This window comes from Microbispora sp. NBC_01389 (assembly GCF_045040095.1).
In the GTDB taxonomy this organism is placed as follows: Bacteria; Actinomycetota; Actinomycetes; order Streptosporangiales; family Streptosporangiaceae; genus Microbispora.
Genome location: NZ_CP109552.1, coordinates 811,926 through 831,395, shown reverse-complemented (window position 1 = coordinate 831,395; position 19,470 = coordinate 811,926). Strand labels below are relative to the sequence as shown.

16 protein-coding genes are annotated in these 19,470 nt (G+C 71.9%); 12 read left to right on the top strand and 4 right to left on the bottom strand.

The genetic code is table 11. The features are described 5' to 3' along the window. The first annotated feature begins 227 nt into the window (after positions 1-227). From OG344_RS03840 to OG344_RS03830, 3 genes are read left to right on the top strand one after another with little or no spacing between them, the layout of a single operon-like run. Positions 228-992, top strand: coding sequence for a succinate dehydrogenase cytochrome b subunit (locus OG344_RS03840; RefSeq protein WP_327047858.1), 765 nt, complete (start codon positions 228-230; stop codon positions 990-992). Then, positions 989-2,983 (top strand): fumarate reductase/succinate dehydrogenase flavoprotein subunit, encoded by a 1,995-nt coding sequence (locus OG344_RS03835; RefSeq protein WP_405086996.1) that lies wholly within the window; start codon positions 989-991, stop codon positions 2,981-2,983. Before OG344_RS03840 ends, OG344_RS03835 begins: the two co-directional genes overlap by 4 nt. Next, positions 2,980-3,720 (top strand): succinate dehydrogenase/fumarate reductase iron-sulfur subunit, encoded by a 741-nt coding sequence (locus OG344_RS03830; protein WP_405086995.1) that lies wholly within the window; start codon positions 2,980-2,982, stop codon positions 3,718-3,720. Before OG344_RS03835 ends, OG344_RS03830 begins: the two co-directional genes overlap by 4 nt. Here OG344_RS03830 and OG344_RS03825 read toward each other — a convergent pair. Genes OG344_RS03825 through OG344_RS03815 form a run of 3 tightly spaced genes read right to left on the bottom strand, consistent with a single transcriptional unit; the run spans position 3,696 to position 9,052 of the window. Then, positions 3,696-6,341, bottom strand: coding sequence for a dipeptide ABC transporter ATP-binding protein (locus OG344_RS03825; RefSeq protein WP_405086994.1), 2,646 nt, complete (start codon positions 6,339-6,341; stop codon positions 3,696-3,698). The genes OG344_RS03830 and OG344_RS03825 overlap by 25 nt on opposite strands. After that, entirely contained in the window at positions 6,342-7,409 is a 1,068-nt protein-coding gene (locus OG344_RS03820; protein ID WP_405086993.1) for an ABC transporter permease, read from the bottom strand. 20 nt (positions 7,410-7,429) lie between these two features. Further along, positions 7,430-9,052 (bottom strand): ABC transporter substrate-binding protein, encoded by a 1,623-nt coding sequence (locus tag OG344_RS03815; protein WP_405086992.1) that lies wholly within the window; start codon positions 9,050-9,052, stop codon positions 7,430-7,432. 235 nt (positions 9,053-9,287) lie between these two features. Between OG344_RS03815 and OG344_RS03810 the strand changes: the two genes are divergently transcribed. The 4 genes from OG344_RS03810 to OG344_RS03795 all read left to right on the top strand — a co-directional run bounded on the left by OG344_RS03810 (position 9,288) and on the right by OG344_RS03795 (position 13,802). Then, positions 9,288-9,719, top strand: a complete 432-nt coding sequence (locus OG344_RS03810) for an STAS domain-containing protein (RefSeq protein ID WP_405086991.1) — start codon at positions 9,288-9,290, stop codon at positions 9,717-9,719. 147 nt (positions 9,720-9,866) lie between these two features. After that, positions 9,867-10,217: an STAS domain-containing protein gene (locus tag OG344_RS03805; protein WP_405086990.1), complete on the top strand. Its 351-nt coding sequence runs from the start codon at positions 9,867-9,869 to the stop codon at positions 10,215-10,217. Positions 10,218-10,311: 94 nt separating this feature from the next. Continuing rightward, positions 10,312-12,006: an ABC transporter ATP-binding protein gene (locus tag OG344_RS03800; RefSeq protein ID WP_405086989.1), complete on the top strand. Its 1,695-nt coding sequence runs from the start codon at positions 10,312-10,314 to the stop codon at positions 12,004-12,006. 35 nt (positions 12,007-12,041) lie between these two features. After that, positions 12,042-13,802 (top strand): ABC transporter ATP-binding protein, encoded by a 1,761-nt coding sequence (locus OG344_RS03795; protein ID WP_405086988.1) that lies wholly within the window; start codon positions 12,042-12,044, stop codon positions 13,800-13,802. A 13-nt stretch (positions 13,803-13,815) separates the two neighbouring features. Here the strand turns inward: OG344_RS03795 and OG344_RS03790 are convergent, their stop codons facing one another. After that, positions 13,816-15,936 (bottom strand): prolyl oligopeptidase family serine peptidase, encoded by a 2,121-nt coding sequence (locus OG344_RS03790; RefSeq protein WP_405086987.1) that lies wholly within the window; start codon positions 15,934-15,936, stop codon positions 13,816-13,818. A 42-nt stretch (positions 15,937-15,978) separates the two neighbouring features. On the opposite strand from OG344_RS03790, the gene mshB reads away from it, so the two are divergent. The 5 genes from mshB (at position 15,979) to rraA (ending at position 19,429) form a co-directional block, all read left to right on the top strand. Next, complete coding sequence (gene mshB / locus OG344_RS03785; protein WP_405086986.1) at positions 15,979-16,884, top strand: N-acetyl-1-D-myo-inositol-2-amino-2-deoxy-alpha-D-glucopyranoside deacetylase; 906 nt, start codon at positions 15,979-15,981, stop codon at positions 16,882-16,884. Positions 16,885-16,965: 81 nt separating this feature from the next. Further along, entirely contained in the window at positions 16,966-17,346 is a 381-nt protein-coding gene (locus OG344_RS03780; protein ID WP_327047847.1) for a DUF6113 family protein, read from the top strand. 83 nt (positions 17,347-17,429) lie between these two features. Next, complete coding sequence (locus OG344_RS03775) at positions 17,430-17,861, top strand: hypothetical protein (protein ID WP_405086985.1); 432 nt, start codon at positions 17,430-17,432, stop codon at positions 17,859-17,861. 51 nt (positions 17,862-17,912) lie between these two features. Further along, on the top strand, positions 17,913-18,920 hold the full coding sequence (locus tag OG344_RS03770) for an MBL fold metallo-hydrolase (protein WP_405086984.1): 1,008 nt from the start codon (positions 17,913-17,915) through the stop codon (positions 18,918-18,920). Positions 18,921-18,946: 26 nt separating this feature from the next. Continuing rightward, on the top strand, positions 18,947-19,429 hold the full coding sequence (gene rraA / locus OG344_RS03765; protein WP_405086983.1) for a ribonuclease E activity regulator RraA: 483 nt from the start codon (positions 18,947-18,949) through the stop codon (positions 19,427-19,429). Positions 19,430-19,470: the final 41 nt, after the last annotated feature.

The following is a 19,470-nucleotide window of genomic DNA, read 5'->3' as shown; positions in this document are numbered from 1 at the left end:
CGGCCGCCCGATGCGGCCCCCGGATTGTGAGTTTGGTCGCACCCGCCGGGCGCCTTCCCGGCCCGGCATCCGTACGGCGCAGAGCGCATAGCCCCCGGCTATCGAAACCAGAACCGCGATGACTTGGACGCCTGAAAAAAGCGAACCTAGCGTGTCCCTACGTGACTGCCACCATTGACCACTCTGTCGATCATGTTTCGGGGCACGGTTCTGTAGATCCCGGTTCTGTGGGGCGTGGTTCGGCGACGGCGCCGGTTCCCCGGCGGGACGTGCCGCGTGAGCCGGCCCGCCCCGGCCCGCGTACGCCCGCCCGGCGCGGCCTGTTCGGCACCTCCGCCGGCCGGAAGGCCGTCATGGCCGTCACGGGCGCCGTGCTCGTGCTCTTCCTGGTCGGCCACATGCTCGGCAACCTCAAGATCTTCCTGGGCGCCGGCTCCTTCAACCACTACGCCGACTGGCTGCGCACCGTGGGCTCGCCCGCGCTGCCCGACCGGACCCTGCTGACGATCACCGAGATCGCGCTCGTGCTCGCCGTCGCGCTGCACATGTGGGCGGCCGTGTCGCTCGCCCGCCGCGCGGCCAGGGCGCGGCCCGTCAAGTACGCGGCCAAGCGGAAGTCGCAGGCCGGTGGGTACGCCACGCACACCATGCGGTGGGGCGGCGTGATCATCGTGCTGTTCGTGATCTGGCACCTGCTCGACATGACCTTCGGCACGGTGAACCCCGGAGGCGGCGACGCCACGCCGTACGACCGAATGATCGCCGGCTTCCAGCCCGGCCGCTGGTGGGTGGGATTGTTCTACTTGGTCGCCATGGTCATGGTCGGCCTGCACCTGCGGCACGGCCTGTGGAGCGCGTTCCAGTCGCTCGGCCTCGCCCGCCGCCCCCGCGTCCGGAACGCGCTCAGGGCGGGCGCCGCCGTGGTCTCCGCCGTACTCGTGATCGGATTCGTCGCGGCGCCCGTCTGCATCATGATCGGAGTGGTCAAGTGAAGTTCCGCCGCCGCGCCCAGCAGGAACAGAGCACCCCGCAGGAGCAGAGCACCCCGCCTCAGCCCGGCGCTTACCGGACCGGCGAGCCCGTCCGGGACACGAAGGCGCCGTCGGGTCCCGTCGAGGACCGCTGGGACACCCGGCGCTTCCAGGCGAAGCTGGTCAACCCGGCCAACAAGCGCAAGCTGACCGTCATCGTGGTCGGCACCGGACTGGCCGGCGGCTCGGCCGCCGCGACGCTCGGCGAGCTGGGCTACAAGGTCAAGTCGTTCTGCTACCAGGACTCGCCGCGGCGGGCCCACTCGATCGCCGCGCAGGGCGGCATCAACGCCGCCAAGAACTACCGCGGCGACGGCGACAGCGTCTACCGGCTGTTCTACGACACCGTCAAGGGCGGCGACTTCCGCGCCCGCGAGTCGAACGTCTACCGCCTCGCCCAGGTCAGCGTGAACATCATCGACCAGGCCGTGGCGCAGGGCGTGCCGTTCGCCCGCGAGTACGGCGGCCTGCTCGACACCCGCTCCTTCGGCGGCGCCCAGGTGTCGCGCACCTTCTACGCCCGCGGCCAGACGGGCCAGCAGCTGCTGCTCGGCGCCTACCAGGCGCTGGAGCGGCAGATCGCGGCCGGCACGGTCGAGATGCACACCCGCCACGAGATGCTGGAGATCGTCGTCAGCGGCGGGCGGGCAAGGGGCGTCGTGGTCCGCGACATGGTCACCGGTGAGATCGAGACCCACCTCGCCGACGCGGTCGTGCTCGCCACCGGCGGCTACGGCAACGTGTTCTTCCTGTCCACCAACGCCAAGGGCTGCAACACCACGGCGATCTGGCGGGCGCACAAGAAGGGCGCGTACTTCGGCAACCCCTGCTTCACCCAGATCCACCCGACCTGCATCCCCGTCAGCGGCGACTACCAGTCGAAGCTGACCCTGATGTCGGAGTCGCTGCGCAACGACGGCCGCGTCTGGGTGCCGCTGCGCAAGGGCGACGACCGGGCCCCCGCCGACATCCCCGAGTACGAGCGCGACTACTACCTGGAGCGCATCTACCCGGCGTTCGGCAACCTGGTGCCGCGCGACATCGCCAGCCGGGCCGCCAAGAACGTCTGCGACGAGGGCCGCGGCGTCGGCCCCGGCGGGCTCGGCGTCTACCTCGACTTCGCCGGCGCGATCGCCCGGCTCGGCCGCGACGCCGTCGAGAAGAAGTACGGCAACCTCTTCGAGATGTACGAGCGCATCACCGGCGAGAACCCGTACGAGGTCCCGATGCGCATCTACCCGGCCGTCCACTACACGATGGGCGGGCTGTGGGTGGACTACGACCTCCAGTCGACCATCCCCGGGCTGTTCGTGATCGGCGAGGCCAACTTCTCCGACCACGGCGCGAACCGACTGGGCGCCTCGGCCCTCATGCAGGGCCTCGCGGACGGCTACTTCGTGCTGCCGACGACGATCGGCGACTACCTCGCCGGGGCCGGCGCGTTCGGGCCGGTCGAGGAGGACGACGTCGCGGAGGCCGGGAAGGCCGTCCAGGACAGGATCGACAGGCTCCTCGCCGTGAACGGCACCCGTACGGCCGACTCCTACCACCGCGAGCTCGGCCGGATCATGTGGGACTACTGCGGCATGGAGCGCACCGAGGAGTCGCTGCGCAAGGCGCTGGAGCGCATCCCCGAACTGCGCGAGGAGTTCTGGAACAACGTCAAGGTGCCGGGCGACGCCGAGGGGCTCAACCAGGCGCTCGAACGGGCCGGCCGGGTGGCCGACTTCTTCGAGCTGGCCGAGCTGATGTGCGTCGACGCCCTGCACCGCACCGAGTCGTGCGGCGGCCACTTCCGGGCCGAGTCGCAGGACGCCGACGGCGAGGCGCTGCGCGACGACGAGAACTTCGCGTACGTCGCCGCGTGGGAGTGGACCGCGGGCGGCCCGGTCCTGCACAAGGAAGAGCTGGACTACGAGTACGTGAAGATGACCCAGCGGAGCTACAAGTGAACCTGACCCTGAAGATCTGGCGCCAGTCCGGCTCCTCCGACAAGGGGCGGATGGTGACCTACCGGGTCGAGGACGTCTCCCCGGACATGTCGTTCCTGGAGATGCTCGACGTGCTGAACGAACGGCTGATCCTGGAGGGCGACGACCCGGTCGCCTTCGACCACGACTGCCGCGAGGGCATCTGCGGCATGTGCGGCATGGTCATCAACGGGGTGGCGCACGGCGAGCAGCGCGCGACCACCACCTGCCAGCTGCACATGCGGCACTTCGAGGACGGCGCCGTCATCACCATCGAGCCGTGGCGGGCCGCGCCCTTCCCGGTGATCAAGGACCTGGTGGTGGACCGGTCGTCGTTCGACCGGATCATCCAGGCGGGCGGGTTCGTCTCCGTCCCCGCCGGGTCCGCGCCCGACGCCCATGCCGTCCCGGTGCCCAAGGAGGACGCGGACGCCGCCTTCGACGCCGCGACCTGCATCGGCTGCGGCGCCTGCGTCGCGGCCTGTCCCAACGGCTCGGCCTCGCTGTTCACCGCCGCGAAGATCACCCACCTCGGCCTGCTGCCGCAGGGGCAGCCGGAGCGCGACTCCCGGGCGAGGGCGATGGTCGAGCAGATGGACGCCGAGGGCTTCGGCGGCTGCACCAACACCGGCGAGTGCACGGCCGTGTGCCCCAAGGGCATCCCGTTCGACACGATCGCCCGGATGAACGCCGACTACCTCAGGTCGGCTTCCAGGTAGCGCGACCCGGGGGACGCCGCCACGAGGCGGCGGGTGTACTCGTGGGCGGGGGCGGTCAGCACCTGCTCCCGATCACCCTCCTCGACCAGGGTTCCCCGGTGCAGGACGCCGACGCGGTGCGCGAGCACGTTGACGACGGCGAGGTCGTGGCTGATGAACAGCATGGCGAAGCCCAGCTCGCGCTGGAGCCGCAGGAACAGCTCCAGCACGCGTTCCTGCACCGAGACGTCCAGTGCGCTGGTGGGCTCGTCCGCGATCAGCAGCCGGGGCCGCGTGACGAGGGCGCGGGCCAGACCGGCCCGCTGGCGCTGCCCGCCGGACAGCTCGTGCGGGAACCGGCCGGCGTAGGCGGAGCCGAGATGGACGGCGTCGAGGATGCCGGCCACCCGCCGCCGCACCTCCGCCCGGTCCAGCTCTTTCCCGTGTTCTTTCCGGTTTTCTTTCCGATGGGTGAGCAGCGGTTCGGCGATGCTCTCGCCGATGGTCCGTCTCGGGTTGAACGAGGCCGACGGGTCCTGGAAGACGAAGCCGAGATGCGGGCGGATGGGCCGTACGGCCCGCTCGCGTGCGCCGGACAGCTCGGTGCCGAGCACGCGCAAACTCCCGGCCGTGGCGGGCACCAGGCCGGCGACGGCGCGGGCGATGGTGGTCTTCCCCGAACCCGACTCGCCGACCAGCCCCACCACCTCGCCGTGGGCGATGCGCAGGTCCACGCCGTTCACCGCGCGGAACGGCCGCTGTCCCAGCCGTCCGCGATGGTCGACCACCAGGCCCCTGGCCTCCACGACAGCTGTGTCCTCTGTGCCGCCCGTGCCGCCCGGGCGGGGCGGCCCCGGATCGCCCGGCCGGGGCAGGCGGGGTACGGCCCGCAGCAGCCGCCGGGTGTACTCCTCGCGCGGCTCCCCGAACAGGGTGCGGACGTCGGCCTCCTCGACCACCCGCCCCTCGCGCATCACCGCGACCCGGTCGGCGAGCTCGGCGACCACCCCCAGGTTGTGGGTGATCAGCACGATCGCGGTGCCACGGGTGTCGCGCAGGTCGCGCAGCAGGTCCAGGATCCCGGCCTGGACGGTGACGTCGAGCGAGGTGGTGGGCTCGTCGGCGATGACCAGCGGCGCCCCGGAGGCGAGCGCGGCGGCGATCACGACGCGCTGTTGCTGCCCGCCGGAGAACTGGTGCGGGTAGTGGTCCACCCGGCGTCCGGGATCGGGGATGCCGATCATGGCGAGCAGCTCGACCGCGCGTTGCCGGGCCCGCCGCCGGCCGGTCCGCGTGTGCGCGCGGATGCCCTCGGCGATCTGCCAGCCGACGGGGTAGACCGGGTTCAGCGCGGCGGACGGCTCCTGGAAGATCATCGCGACGTCGCGGCCGCGTAGCCGTCTCAGCTGGCGGGGGCGGGCGGACAGCACGTCCCGGCCCGCGACCCGCACCCGCCCGGAGGCGTCCGCGGTGTCCGGCAGCAGCCGCAGCGCGGTGCGCGCGGTGACGGTCTTGCCCGAACCGGACTCGCCCACGATCGCCAGGATCTCCCCGGGGCGCACCGTGAGCGTCACGTCCTCCACGGCGGGCACGACGCCGGAGTCGGTGGCGAAGGAGACCGACAGGCGCTCCACGCTCAGCGGCACGGCCTCCATGTCGCCGTTGGGGACATCGGGAGAGCCGGTCGCACGGCGCGTACGTCGCGTGCGCCGGGAGCGCAGGCGGGGGTCCCGGACGTCGTCGAGGCCCTCCCCGAGCAGGGTCAGGCCGAGGACCGTGAGGACGATCGCGAGGCCGGGGAAGACGGCGGTCCACCAGATGCCCGCCGCGACGTCCGACTGGGCCCGGTTGAGGTCGTAGCCCCATTCGGCGGCGGAGGTCGGCTCGATGCCGAACCCCACGAAGCCCAGCCCGGCCAGGGTGCCGACCGCGCCGGCGGCGTTCAGCGTGACGACCAGCGGCAGCGTGCGGGTGGCGTTGACGAGCACGTGCCGGGTGAGGACGCGGGTCCTGGGCACGCCGATCACCCGGGCGGACTCCACGAACGGCTCGTGCCTGAGCCGCAGCGTCTCGGCCCGTACGACGCGGAAGTACTGCGGGGTGAACAGCACGGTCACGGTCGCCGCCGTGGCCAGGATGCCCGTCCAGTGCCCCGACGCCCCGCCGCTGATCACGATGGACATCACGATCGCCAGCAGCAGCGACGGGAACGCGTAGGTCGCGTCCGCCACGATCACGGCGACTCCGTCCAGCCAGCCGCCCAGGTATCCGGCCACGAGGCCGATGACCGTGCCGAGCAGCAGGGCGGCGACGGTGCCGGCGACGATCACCTCGAGCGCGGCCCGCGCTCCCCAGATCACCCGGGACAGCACGTCGTAACCGCCGACGGTGGTGCCCAGCCAGTGCTCGGCCGACGGAGGCCGCTGCGCGCCGAAGTACCCGTGCCCGTCCCGCAACTGGGCGAAGCCGTACGGGGAGAGCAGCGGCGCGAGCACCGCGACGGCCACGACCAGCGCGGTGAGAGCGGTGCCGGTGAGCAGCATTCCGCGCTGGTAGCCGTGACTCCGGGCCACCAGCCGCGTCAGCCCTGTCAGCCGCGTCAGCCGCGTCAGTGGGAACCTGGAGGAGGAGATCGGCGTCATTCAGTACCGGATCCTGGGGTCGATGAGGGCGGCGACGACGTCGACGAGGAAGTTGACCACCGCGACGATCACCGCGAGGGCCATGACGACCCCCTGCACGGCGACGTAGTCTCGGGCCTGGAGATACCGCGTGAGCTCGAAGCCGAGGCCCTTCCACTCGAAGGTGGTCTCGGTGAGGACGGCTCCCGACAGGAGCGAGGCGACCTGCAACCCCATCACCGTCATGATGGGCACGAGCGCCGGACGCAGGGCGTGCCGGGTCGTCAGCCTGAGCTCGCTCACGCCGCGCGAGCGGCCGGCCAGCACATAGTCGCTGCCGAGAGTGCCGATCAGGCTCGTGCGGAACAGCCGCAGGAAGATCCCCGTGCTCAGCAGGCCCAGCGCGACCGCGGGCAGCACCGCGTGCCGCAGCACGTCGGCGATCATGGAGCCGCTGCCCGCCCGGATCGCGTCGAGCAGGTAGATCCCGGATTTCAGGCCGCGCTCCTGGAGCCCGATCTCGTTGACGGTGCTGAGCCTGCCGTTCACCGGCAGCCATCCGAGCCGGATCGCGAAGACGAGCTTGAGCAGCAGGCCGACGAAGAACACCGGCGCGGTGTAGCCCAGGATCGCCAGCACCCTGAGGCCGGCGTCGGCGCCGCGGTCACGCAGCCGCGCCGCGACGATCCCCAGCGCGGGACTCAGCGCCAACGCCACCACCAGCGAGTAGGCGACCAGTTCGAGGGTGGCCGCGCCGTACGTGCGCAGGATCACGCCGATCGGCTGGTGGTCGGTGAGGGCGGCGCCGAAGTCGCCGCGGGCGACCTGGCCGAGATACTCGGCGTACTGCGCGAGGACGGGACGGTCGTAACCGGCGGCGTGGACGCGCCGGCTCAGCTCGGCGGCGCCGAGGCGGCCGCCGAAGGCGGCGGTGATCGGGTCGCCGATCACCCGCATGAGGAAGAACACCAGCGTCGTCAGGACGAAGACCGTCGGGAGGATCAGCAGGAACCTGACCAGCACGTAGCGGCCCAGCCCGTGGTCGGCGGCCCGGTCGGCCCCGGCCCGCCCGATCGCTGGGCCTGTCACTGGGCCTGTCACTGGGCCTGTCACTGGGCCTTTAAGGCGCCGAAGGGGAGGCCACCCGTCGCCAGCGCCTCCCGCACGCCACCGACCCTGCCGTTGGCGACCACGCTGGCCGAGCTCTGCAGCAGCGGCACGATCGGCAGCGCCGCGGCGAGCTTCCGCTGAATCTCGGCGGACAGGCCGGCCCGGACGTCGTCTCCCGGGGTGGTGGCCTGTTTGTCGATCAACGCGACCAGATCCCGGTCGTCGTAGTGGTTGGCGATGAAGCCGTTCCCGCCGTACAGCGGCTGGAAGAAGTCCTGGGCGTCCAGATAGTCGGCGTACCAGCCGAGCTGGAACGCGGGGTAGGCGTCGGCGACCCGCTGCTTCGCATACTGGGTCCACTCGGTGGACTGCAGGTCGACGCGGAACAGGCCGGTCGCCTCCAGCTGGCTCTTGACCAGGGCGAACGCGTCCGTGCTGGAGGCACCGTAGTGGTCGGTGTTGTACTGCAGCCGGAGGGTGACCGGGGTGGTCACGCCGGCGGCCTTCAGCCTCCCGGCGGCCTTGACCGGGTCGGCGCCTCCGTTGCCGTCGCCGTAGAGAGACCTCAGCACCGGTACGCCGCTCGGCACGCCGTCCGGCAGGAACGTGTAGAGCGGCTGGTAGGTGCCCTTGTACACCTGGGTGGCGATGGCCTGCCGGTCGATCGAGTCGGCGACCGCCTGGCGCACCGCCAGTGCCTTGCCGGGGTCGGGGTCGGAGGCTCCGGTCCCGTACGGCTGGGTCCTGAAGTTGAACACGATGTACTGGATGCCGGTCGCCGCGCCGTTGTAGACCGTGAGCCCCTGCTGTCTGCCGAGCGACTCCAGGGCGGTGATCGACAGAGTCCGGCTGGCCAGGTCGAGCTCTCCCTGCTGGAGGTCCAGCTTGAGGTTGTCCTCGGACGCGTAGTACTTCAGATGCACCGTGGAGAACGACGGCGTGCCCAGCACGCCCCGATAGTTGGGGTTGGCCCGGAACTCGGCCAGTTGGTTGGCCTGGTACGCGGTGATGGAGTAGGGCCCGGAGAACGGCTTCTTCTCGACGATCGTCGCGTCCGGCGTCACCTCCGTCGGCGAGAACACCGCGTGGTCCACGATCTCACCGGCGCCACTGGCCAGGACCTGCGGGAACACCTGGTCGTCGGCGGCCTTGAGATGGAACAGCACGGTCCTGTCGTCGGGCGTCTCGACCTTCGCCAGGTTGTAGAGCAGCGCGGACGGGCCGTTGGGGGAGGCGATCCTGAGCTGCCGGTCGAAGCTGAACTTCACGTCCGCGGAGGTCAGCGGGTCGCCGTTGGCGAACTTCAGGCCCGGCTTGAGCGTCACCTTGTATTTCTTCGGAGCGGCGAACTCCGCCGACTCCGCCAGGTTCGGCCGCAGCTGAGCGCTGCCCGCCGGGTGGTCGAGCAGTGTCGCGAACGTCTGACCGATCACCGTTCCCGAACCGGCGTCGAACGACCCCGCCGGGTCCAGCGCGTACACCTTGTCGGTGGTGCCGATTATCACCGTGGTTCCGGAGCCGCTTCCGGAGCCGCTTCCGGAGCCCGACGCCGAGCCGGAACCGCACCCGGTCAGGAACAGGCCCGTGATCAACAAGGCCGCGCTCATTTGTGCGGTGCTCATACGTGCGGTGCTCATACGTGCGGTGCCGCGCTTGCGCATCCGGAACCTCGGCATTCCCTATTAAACATGTTGGTATTATGGGTATACCGCCAACAGGGATCACGGGCAAGTCCCGAAGTCGCGTCAGGGGGTGGAGTTCCGGTGTCCGGGCACATAACCTCCCCTGCTCCCGGGTAACGTGTGATTTGTGTTGGCGTAACACGTCTGCCGTGAACCCGCAGACGAGGGAGTGTGCATGTCCGTGTCCGGTCCCCGTTCGACCCTCAAGGTCGCGTCCGTCGCGCGAGGCGACGCCCTCGTCGTGCGCATGCAGGGAGACCTGGACGCCGGCACCGCCCACCTGCTGCGGGAGGAACTGCGGCAGGTCTGGGAGTCGTCCAGGACCTCCGTTCTCGTCATCGACGTCGCCGAGGTGATGTTCTGCGACTCGCGGGGGCTGAGCGAGCTGATCTCCGCGCTCCAGCGGGGTCAGGCCGCGAACGTCCGGCTGATCCTGACCGGCGTGCAGGGCGTGCTGCGCCGGGTGCTGACGATCACAGGCCTGCGCAAGGTCTTCGAGCAGCACGCGACGGTCGAGGAGGCGCTCGCCGGTGCTTCGGACGCGGGACCCCGGCAGCCCCGCGGCCCGGAGATGGGCGGCCTGTACGAGATCGCGGGCGACCGCTGACGGCCGTCGTGCCGGGTGTCCCGGCGGGGTGATCAGGCGCCCCGCGCGAGCGGAAGCCACCGGCATCACCGCCTTGCCTGTCCCCGTCGCCGTGGGATGCTCAGAGGTGTAGCTTCTCTGTAGATCTTTCCAGGCTGAGGACAGGCGATGACGACGAGACTTGCCGTCACGGTGCGCCATGAGGCGACGCACACTCTCGTCACCCTGACCGGCGAGCTCGACGTGATCTCCGGCGAGCGGCTGCGTCCCGCGCTCGACAAGCTTCTCGACGAGGGCCACACCCGGCTCGTCCTGGACGCCACCGGGCTCGGGTTCTGCGACTCCATGGGGCTGCGGCTGCTGCTGGAGACGCACGACCGCGTCGTCGAGGCGGGCGGCTTCCTGAAGATGGCCGGAGTGGACGGCGCCTTCCGCAGGATCCTCACGGTGACCGGTCTGTACGCCGCCTTCTCCATCTACGAGACCCTTCCCGACGCGCTCGCCAGCGTGACTGACTGATCACGACCGACTGGCCGGCCGGTCCGGCGGGCGGAACCGTCGGCGGGAAAACGGTTTGCCCCCCGACCTGCGATCTTGCGACGCTGGAACGACCATGCGCTCTCTTCCAGTGACCGATCCCGGCACTCCCGACGCCCGCGGGCCCCTGCGGTACCTGTGGTGGGTGGCGCGCGCCCAGGCCGCCCCGCTGCTGGCCGGAATGGGCCTGTCGGTGCTGTGGTGGCTGGGCCAGGCGCTGGTGCCGTCCGCGCTCGGCCGGGCGATCGACGCCGTCACCGCGGCGGACTCGGGAACGCTCCTCGCCTGGTCGGCGGTGCTGCTCGGGCTCGGCGTGGTCCAGGCGGTCACCGGTGTGCTGCGCCACCGCTTCGCCGTCTTCACCTGGCTGTCGGCGGCGTACCGCACGGTGCAGGTCACCGTGCGGCAGGCCGCGCGGCTGGGGGCGACGCTGCCCAAGCGCCTGTCCACGGGCGAGGTCGTCAGCGTGGGCAACTCCGACATCGCGCACATCGGCAACGCGATGGACATCCTCCTGCGCGGCGCCGGGGCGGTCGTCTCGATCGTCGCGGTGACGGTGATCCTCATCGCCACCTCGGTCCCGCTCGGCCTGGTCGTGCTGATCGGCGTGCCCTTGATGGCGGCCGCCGTGGGTCCCCTGCTCAGGCCGCTGCACCGGCGGCAGCACGAGCAGCGCGACCTGCAGGGCGACCTCGCCACCCGCGCCGCCGACATCGTGGCGGGCCTGCGGGTGCTGCGGGGCGTCGGCGGCGAGCAGGTCTTCGCCGCGCGCTACCGCGAGGAGTCGCAGCGCGTACGCCACGCCGGCGTCCGGGTGGCCTCGGTGGAGTCCCTGCTCGAAGGCGCCCAGATCCTGCTGCCCGGAGTGCTGATCGCGTGCGTGACCTGGCTCGGCGCGCACTTCGCGCTCGACGGCCGCATCACCCCCGGCCAGCTCGTGGCGTTCTACGGCTACGCGGTCTTCCTGATCGCGCCGCTGCGCACGCTGACCGAGGCCGCCGACAAGCTCACCAAGGGGCACGTGGCGGCCCGCCGGGTCTGCCGGATCCTGTCACTGGAGCCCGAGATCACGGGTGGCGACGCTCCCTTCTCCGCCGGCGAGGGCACGCTCCGCGACGGCGAGTCGGGCGTCGAGGTCCGGCCCGGACGGCTGACCGCGCTCGCCGCGGCCTCGCCCGAGGACGCGATCGCCGTCGCCGACCGCCTGGGCGCCTTCGCCCCCGGCGACGTGACGCTCGGCGGCGCGCCGCTGGCGGACCTGCCGCTCGCCGAGGTCAGGGAGCACATCGTGGTCGCCGACAACGGCGCGCGGCTGTTCTCCGGACGGCTGCGCGACGAACTGGACGTGCGCGGCACGGCCGGTGACGAGGAGATCGGCCAGGCGCTGTACGCGGCCTGCGCCGAGGACATCGTGACGGCCCTGCCCGAAGGGCTCGACGCGTACGTGGCCGAGTCGGGCCGGGAGTTCTCCGGCGGCCAGCAGCAGCGGCTGCGGCTGGCCCGGGCGCTGCTCGCCGACCCCGAGATCCTGATCCTGGTCGAGCCCACCAGCGCCGTCGACGCCCACACCGAGGCGCGCGTCGCCGAGCGGCTGGGCAAGGCGCGGGCCGGCCGGACGACCCTCGTCTGCACGACCAGCCCGCTCGTGCTCGACCAGGCCGACCACGTGCTGTACGTCGAGGGCGGCGTGGTCCGGGCCGAGGGCGGCCACCGTACGCTGCTCGGCGCGTCGCCCGGTTACCGCTCGGCCGTCACCCGCGGTGAGGACTGAGTAGAGGACTGAGGAGAGGACTGAGAGGTTCGACGATGGCCCGCGAGATCCTGCCGGTCGCCGACCGGGCGCAGGTGCGCGCCTACGCGCGCCGGCTGACCCTGAAGTATCCGCGCGAGCTGGGCCTGGCGCTGGCCCTGCACGCCCTCGCGGCCGTCGCGGGCCTGGTCGCCCCCCGGATGCTCGGCGGCCTGGTGGAGGGCCTCGCCGAGGGCAGGGCCGGCCTGCGCGTCGACGCCGTCGCCCTGTCCATCGCCGCGTTCGTGGCCGCGCAGGCGGTGCTGATCAGGTTCGCGGTGTACGCCTCCTCCCGGCTGGGCGAGAAGGTCCTGGCCGAACTGCGGGAGGAGTTCGTCGGCCGGGTGCTCGCGCTGCCGCTGTCGACGGTCGAGCGGGCCGGCGCCGGCGACCTGCTCACCCGCACGTCCCGCGACGTGGACGCGCTGTCGCGCACCGTGCGGCACGCCGTGCCGGAGACCCTGATCGCGGTCGTGACCGGGGCCTTCGTCGTCGGCGCCGTGGTCCTCGTCGGGCCGCTCATGGCGGTGCCGTCGCTGATCGCCGCACCGCTGCTGTGGATCTCCACGAAGTGGTACCTCACCCGCGCCAGGGACGGCTACCTGCGCGAGAACGCGGCGTACGCCGACATGACCGAGGGCCTCGCCGAGACGGTCGAGGGCGCGCGCACCATCGAGGCGCTGGGCCTGCGGGACCGCCGCCGCGAGCGGACCGACCGCGACATCGCCCGGTCGTTCGCGGCCGAGCGCTACACCCTCGGCCTGCGCATGGTGTGGTTCCCCACCGTCGAGTTCGGCTACGTCGTCCCGATCGTGGCGACCCTGCTCGCCGGCGGGCTGTTCCACATCGAGGGCTGGGTGTCGGTGGCCCAGGTGACCACCGCCACGCTGTACGTCCAGCAGCTCATCGACCCGCTCGACCGGCTGCTGTCGTGGACGGACGAGCTGCAGGTCGGCGGTGCCTCGATGGCCCGGCTCCTCGGCGTCGGCGGCGTCCCCGACGACCGCCCCGACGACCGCCCGGCCGGGACCGCCCGGCCGGCGGGGGAGGAGCTGAGGGCGGACGCCGTGCGGTACGCCTACCGTCCCGGCCACGACGTGCTGCACGGCGTCGACCTCGACGTACGCCAGGGGGAGCGGCTGGCCATGGTCGGACCGTCCGGTGCGGGCAAGTCCACGCTCGGCCGGCTGCTCGCCGGGGTGCACGGCCCGCGGACCGGGTCGGTCACGGTCGGCGGGGTCCCGCTGGTCGAGCTGCCGCTCGGCGAGCTGCGCGGGCACGTCGCGCTGGTCACCCAGGAACACCACGTGTTCCGGGGCACGCTGCGCGACAACCTGCTGATCGCCCGTCCGGACGCCGCCGACCCGGACGTACGCCGGGCTCTGGAGGCCGTCGACGCCTGGGAGTGGGTGGCCGCGCTGCCGCGGAGCCTGGACACGACCGTGGGCTCGGGCGGCACGGTGATCTCGCCGGCCCAGGCGCAGCAGCTCGCGCTCGCGCGGCTGGTCCTGGCCGACCCGCACACGCTCGTGCTGGACGAGGCCACCTCGCTGATCGACCAGCGCGCCGCCCGCCACCTGGAGCGCTCGCTCGCCGCCGTGCTGGAGGGCCGTACGGTGATCGCCATCGCGCACCGGCTGCACACGGCGCACGACGCCGACCGGGTGGCCGTCGTGGAGGACGGCCGGATCACCGAGCTGGGCTCCCATGACGAACTGGTGGCGGCGGGCGGCGCCTACGCCGCGCTGTGGGACAGCTGGCACGGCACCGCCCGGTAATCCGCCCGGTAGCTCACCCGGCGAGCGACTTCTTCAGGAAGTCGAGCTGCAGGAGCAGCAGGTTCTCGGCGACGACCTCCTGCGGGGTCATGTGGGTGACGCCCGACAGCGGAAGCACGGTGTGCGGGCGGCCCGCCGCGAGCAGGGCCGACGACAGCCGCAGCGTGTGCGCGGCGACCACGTTGTCGTCGGCCAGGCCGTGGATCAGCAGCAGCGGGCGCTCCAGCTTTTCTGCGTCTCCCTTCTCCGCGTCACCGAGGAGCGACGACCGCTCGTAGTGGCCCTCGTCGGGGTGGCCGAGGTAGCGCTCGGTGTAGCAGGTGTCGTACAGCCGCCAGTCGGTGACCGGCGCTCCCGCGACGGCGGCGTGGAACACGTCCGGGCGGCGCAGCACCGCGAGCGCGGCGAGGTAGCCGCCGAACGACCAGCCCCGGATCGCCACCCGCGACAGGTCGAGATCGCCCGGGTGCAGGGCCGCGACGCCCTGGAGGGCGTCCACCTGGTCCTGCAGGGAGATCGTGAAGTCGTGCAGCATCTCCCGCTCGAAGGCCGGGCCGCGTCCCGGCGTGCCCCGCCCGTCGGCCACGATCACCGCGAAGCCCTGCTCGGCCCACCACTGGGACTCCAGGAACATCCGCCGGGCGGACAGCACCCGCTGCGCGTGCGGCCCGCCGTACGGGTCCATCAGGACGGGCAGCGGACCCGAGCCGGGTACGTGCCAGGACGGCAGCAGGACCGCCGCGGCCAGTTCGCGCTCGCCTGCGCGGACCAGCGAGACACGCGGCTCCAGCCCGGGCCGCTCCGCCAGCGACCTGATCGAAGATCCCCCTACTGACGCTGCTCTGACCGAGACGGCGACGCCCTCGGTGTCGAGGCTCTGCCGGGTGACGAGCGTCGTCCCGCCCGCCCGGCGGCCCGAATGGACGCCCGGTTCGGTGGTCACCGGGCTGAGGGTGCCGTCGCGGTACGTCCACAGGTGGATCTCGGTGGAGTCGCCGCTCGCCTGGAAGAGCACGGTGTCGCCGTCGACGTCGAGCACCGCGCGGACCTGCAGCGACGGCGGCGTGACCGGCTCGGAGCCGACCACGAGGCGGCGCCCGCCGTCGGCGTCGGCCACCCAGACGAGCGTCCCGCCGGAAAGACGCGCCGGCACGCCGGGAACGATCTCCACCCAGGCCGGATCGGTGTCCTCACGCAGGATCGTCGTCTCGCCCGTGTCCGGGTCCGCCGACAGCAGGCGCATGCTCCTCTGGTCGCGCGAGAGCGTCACGAGCGCGAGGCCGTGGGCGTCCCACACGGCCGTCGCCAGGTACTCCTGCTCGAACGGCACCTCCGTACGCGTGCCGTCCAGGCCGATGACCCAGAGCGTGACCTCGGCGTTGGCGGTGCCGGCGGCGGGGTAGCGCTGGGGGACGGGCTCGCGGGAGGGGTTGGCCGGGTCGGCGATGTGCCAGAGCGTGACCGGCGCCTCGTCCACCCGGGCCACGAGCAGGCGGTCACCCGAGGGCGACCACCAGTAGCCGCGCATCCGGTCCATCTCCTCGGCCGCGATGAACTCCGCGAGGCCGTAGGTGACGGTGTCGCTCTCCGGCTCGGCGAGCACGGTGTCGGCTCCGGTGTCTGCTCCGGTGTCGGTCCCGCTGCCGATCTCCAGCACGTGCAGGGCGCCGCCCGTCACGTACGCCACCCGTGTGCCCGTGGGGTCGAGCCGGGGGTCGATGACCGGCCCGGCCGCCGGGAGTCGCCGCACCTCTCCCGTGACCTCGCCCGTGGCGAGTTCGGCGAGGTACAGCTCACCCGACAGCGCGAAGACGGCGAGCCGTGCCTCCCGGTCGGTCGCGTACGCGACGACGCCGCCCGCCGACTCCCGCGACCGCTCACGGCGGGCGCGCTCCTCCGGGGGCAGGTCCTCGTCGGCCGCGCCGAGCGCGAGCGGGTCGACGACCAGCCGCTCGGCGCCGGTCGCGCCGTCGGACAGCACGTCCAGCTCCCACAGGCACGTCACCGGATCGGTGCCCGACCTCGTCCTGAGGAAGACCACACGACCCCCGTCGGGGGAGATCGTGAAGCCGCGCGGCACCCCGAGGGTGAACCGCCGGGTCCTGGCATGCAACCGTGGGAAGCTCTCCGTCATAGCTCCTCATACTGCCAGCAGGAGGGCACTACCCTCGGAGGCATGACTGACCGCCGTCTGCTGCTCGTGCACGCCCACCCCGACGACGAGACCATCGGCACCGGCGCGACCATGGCCAAGTACGCCACCGAGGGCGCTCACGTGACGCTCGTGACCTGCACCCTCGGCGAGGAGGGCGAGGTGATCCCCCCGGAGCTCGCCCACCATGCCGGCGACCGGGACGACACTCTCGGCCCGTACCGCATCGGCGAGCTCACGGCGGCGTGCAAGGCGCTCGGCGTCACCGATCACCGGTTCCTCGGCGGCGCCGGCCGCTGGCGCGACTCGGGGATGATGGGCGGGGCGGCCAACGACCGCCCCGGCTGCTTCTGGCGGGCCGGCCTCGACGAGGCCGCGGCCGAGCTGGTCAAGGTGATCCGGGAGGTCCGGCCGCAGGTGCTCGTCACCTACGACGAGAACGGCTTCTACGGCCACCCCGACCACATCCAGGCGCACCGCGTCTCCCGGCGGGCCTTCGAGCTGGCAGCCGATCCGGAGCACCCCGGCGGGCAGCCGTGGCGCGTCGCCAAGTTCTACTGCACCGCGATGCCCAGGTCCGTGCTGCGGCGGACGGCGGAGACGATGCGCGAGGCCCGCGTCGGCTTCTGGGTGCCAGACTCGGTCGAGGACCTGCCGGCGTGCCCCGACGAGGACGTGACGACCGAGATCGACGCCCGGCCGTACGTCGAGGCGAAGATCGACGCGATGCGGGCGCACGCGACCCAGATCGCGGTCGACGCGCCCTGGTTCGCGTTGTCGAACAACATCGGCCAGCAGATCCTCGGGGTCGAGCACTACATCCTGCGCGCGGGGGTGCCCGGGCCGCCCAGCATCGGCGTGCCGCCGGAGGCGGGAGGCATCGGCGAGCCCTACAACCGCGAGAGCGACCTGTTCGCCGGCATCGGCTAGGTTGATGTGGTGACCCAGGAGACCGAGGAGACGCAGGCCGGCTCTGCAGCCGGCTCTGCGGCTGGTCCTGTAGCTGGTCCTGTGGCTGGGGCCGTGGCCGGTGCGGCCTACGGCATGCTCTTCCTGCTGGGGCTCGTGCTGGGGGTCGTCGGCGGCTTCCAGCACGCGTGGTACCTGGGCAGGCTGCCGATCGCCGCGATCGCGTGGCTGGCCGTGCTGTTCGCCCTGCCGTACGCGATGGGCAGGATGATGGGCGGCAAGCTGGGCGCGTTCGTCCCGGCCGCCGGCTGGCTCCTCGTCTCGTTCGTGCTGGCCACGCCGCAGCGGGCCGGCGACCTCGCCATCGCCGGGAACTCCGCCGGCTACTGGTACCTCTACGGCGGCGTCCTCGCCGTCGCGGCCGCCGTGGCCGTGACCCGCTCCACCGGCTCCTGGCTGCTGCGGTCGTACGACCGGGCGTGAGCTCGCTGTGCAGCTCACTGTGTAGCTGGCCCGGGTAGCTGGCCTAGCTTGCCCGGCGCCGGAGAGTCGCCGATTCTGGGGACATGCGGCGGTCGCACCGGGTCCGGCAGGTCGTCAACTACGCCAATCTCTCCACGCCTCTCGGCCTGCTGATCGCGAGGCTGGGCCGGGCGCGCACGTGCAGGGGGGAGCGGGGGCTCGTCTACGCGCACGGCTACCGGATCCCGTTCCCGGTCGCCGGGGCCTTCACGGTCGGCAACGTGATCCTCACCAAGCACGGCGAGGGTTATCTCAGCGGCCGGCTGCTCGAACACGAGGCGCGCCACGCCACGCAGTACGCCGTCTGCGTCGGCCTGCCGATGGTCGTTCTGTACCTCGTCGCCTCGGCGATCTCGTTCGTCCTGTGCGGCCATCCGGGTTCGTGGAACCTCTTCGAACGGATGGCCGACCTCGACGACGGCGGCTATCCCCGGCTGCGTCCCTGGTGGGGGAGAACTCGAATCCGCCGGTCGTAGGAGGAATGTTTCCGTTCTCGTGGGGATCATGAGAGCGGAAGGGAGTTCCCCATGTCGCAGACGATTCAGCCGGAGAGCCCTGAGGCCCCAGAAATTCCCGTTTCTTCCGATGTCGTCGTACGGCCCGCCACCACTCCCCGCCGGTGGCCGTCGAGCTTCGCCGACCGGCTGACCGCTCCCCTCCCGGACTTCCGCGAGGTGACGAGCGTCATGTGGCACGGGCAGCTCAGGCCCGACATCGGCGACGGCGACCAGATTCCTGTCCAGCGTGTGGGCCTGTCCCGTGCCGCGGCGACCGAGACCATGGTGACCTGGGTCGGCCACGCGACGTTCGTGCTGCAGATCGGCGGGCTGACCGTCCTGACCGACCCGGTGTGGTCCCGGAAGATCCCCGGCGTGCGCCAGCGGCTGACCCCGCCCGGTGTCGCCTGGTCGGACCTGACCAAGATCGACGCGGTCGTGATCAGCCACAACCACTACGACCACCTCGACGCGCCGACCATCCGCCGCCTGCCGCGAGACACGGCCGTCTTCGTGCCCGCCAGGCTCGCGGGCTGGTTCCGGCGCCGGGGCTTCCATAACGTGACCGAACTGGACTGGTGGGAGTCGGCCCGCCTCGGCGAGGTGTCGTTCGACTTCGTCCCGGCCCACCACTGGAGCCGCCGGACGTTGTGGGACACCTGCCGGACGTTGTGGGGCGGCTGGGTGCTCACCTCCTCCGAGCACCGGGTCTACTTCGCGGGTGACACGGCCTACGGGGAACGGCTCGCCCAGATCGGTGAGCGTTATCCGGGCATCGACCTCGCCCTCATGCCCGTCGGGGCCTACGATCCCCGCTGGTTCATGAAGGTCTCCCACGTCGATCCCGAGCAGGCCGTACAGGGGTGCCTCGACGTGGGCGCCCGGCGGATGGCGACGATGCACTGGGGCACCTTCGTGCTGTCCGGTGAGCCGCTCCTGGAACCGGTGCGCGAGGCCCGCGCCGCCTGGGAGTCGCGCGGTCTTGACCCGGGCGACCTGTGGGACCTCGCGGTCGGCGAGAGCCGCACGCTGCCCTGACGAGGCGCGCTGGCACAATTCCCCGCATGAGCTTCGCCACCGCCGACCTCTACGACGCGCACGGCGACGCGCTGCGCAGTTGCCTCACCCAGTTCCGTTCGTACGGCTCGCGTCCCCGGTTCTCCGGCCAGATCTCGACCATCCGCTGCCTGGAGGACAACGCGCTGGTCAGGCAGCTCCTCGGGACGCCGGGCGAGGGAAGGGTGCTGGTGGTCGACGGCGGCGGATCGCTGCGTACGGCGCTGCTCGGCGATCTGATCGCGGCCTCCGCCGTGAAGCACGGCTGGGCGGGCGTCGTCGTCAACGGCGCCGTACGCGACACGGTGGCGCTGACCGGCCTGGACCTCGGCATCAAGGCCCTTGGTTCCAATCCCCGCAAGAGCGCCAAGTCCGGCCTCGGGGAGGTCGACGTCCCGGTCTCCTTCGGAGAGGTCACCTTCGTCCCGGGCGAGTGGCTCTACAGCGACGAGGACGGCATCCTCGTCGCCTCCGCCCGCCTCGCCCTCTGACTGGCCCGCCCTCTGACGGCGCGCCCGATTCCCGTGCACCC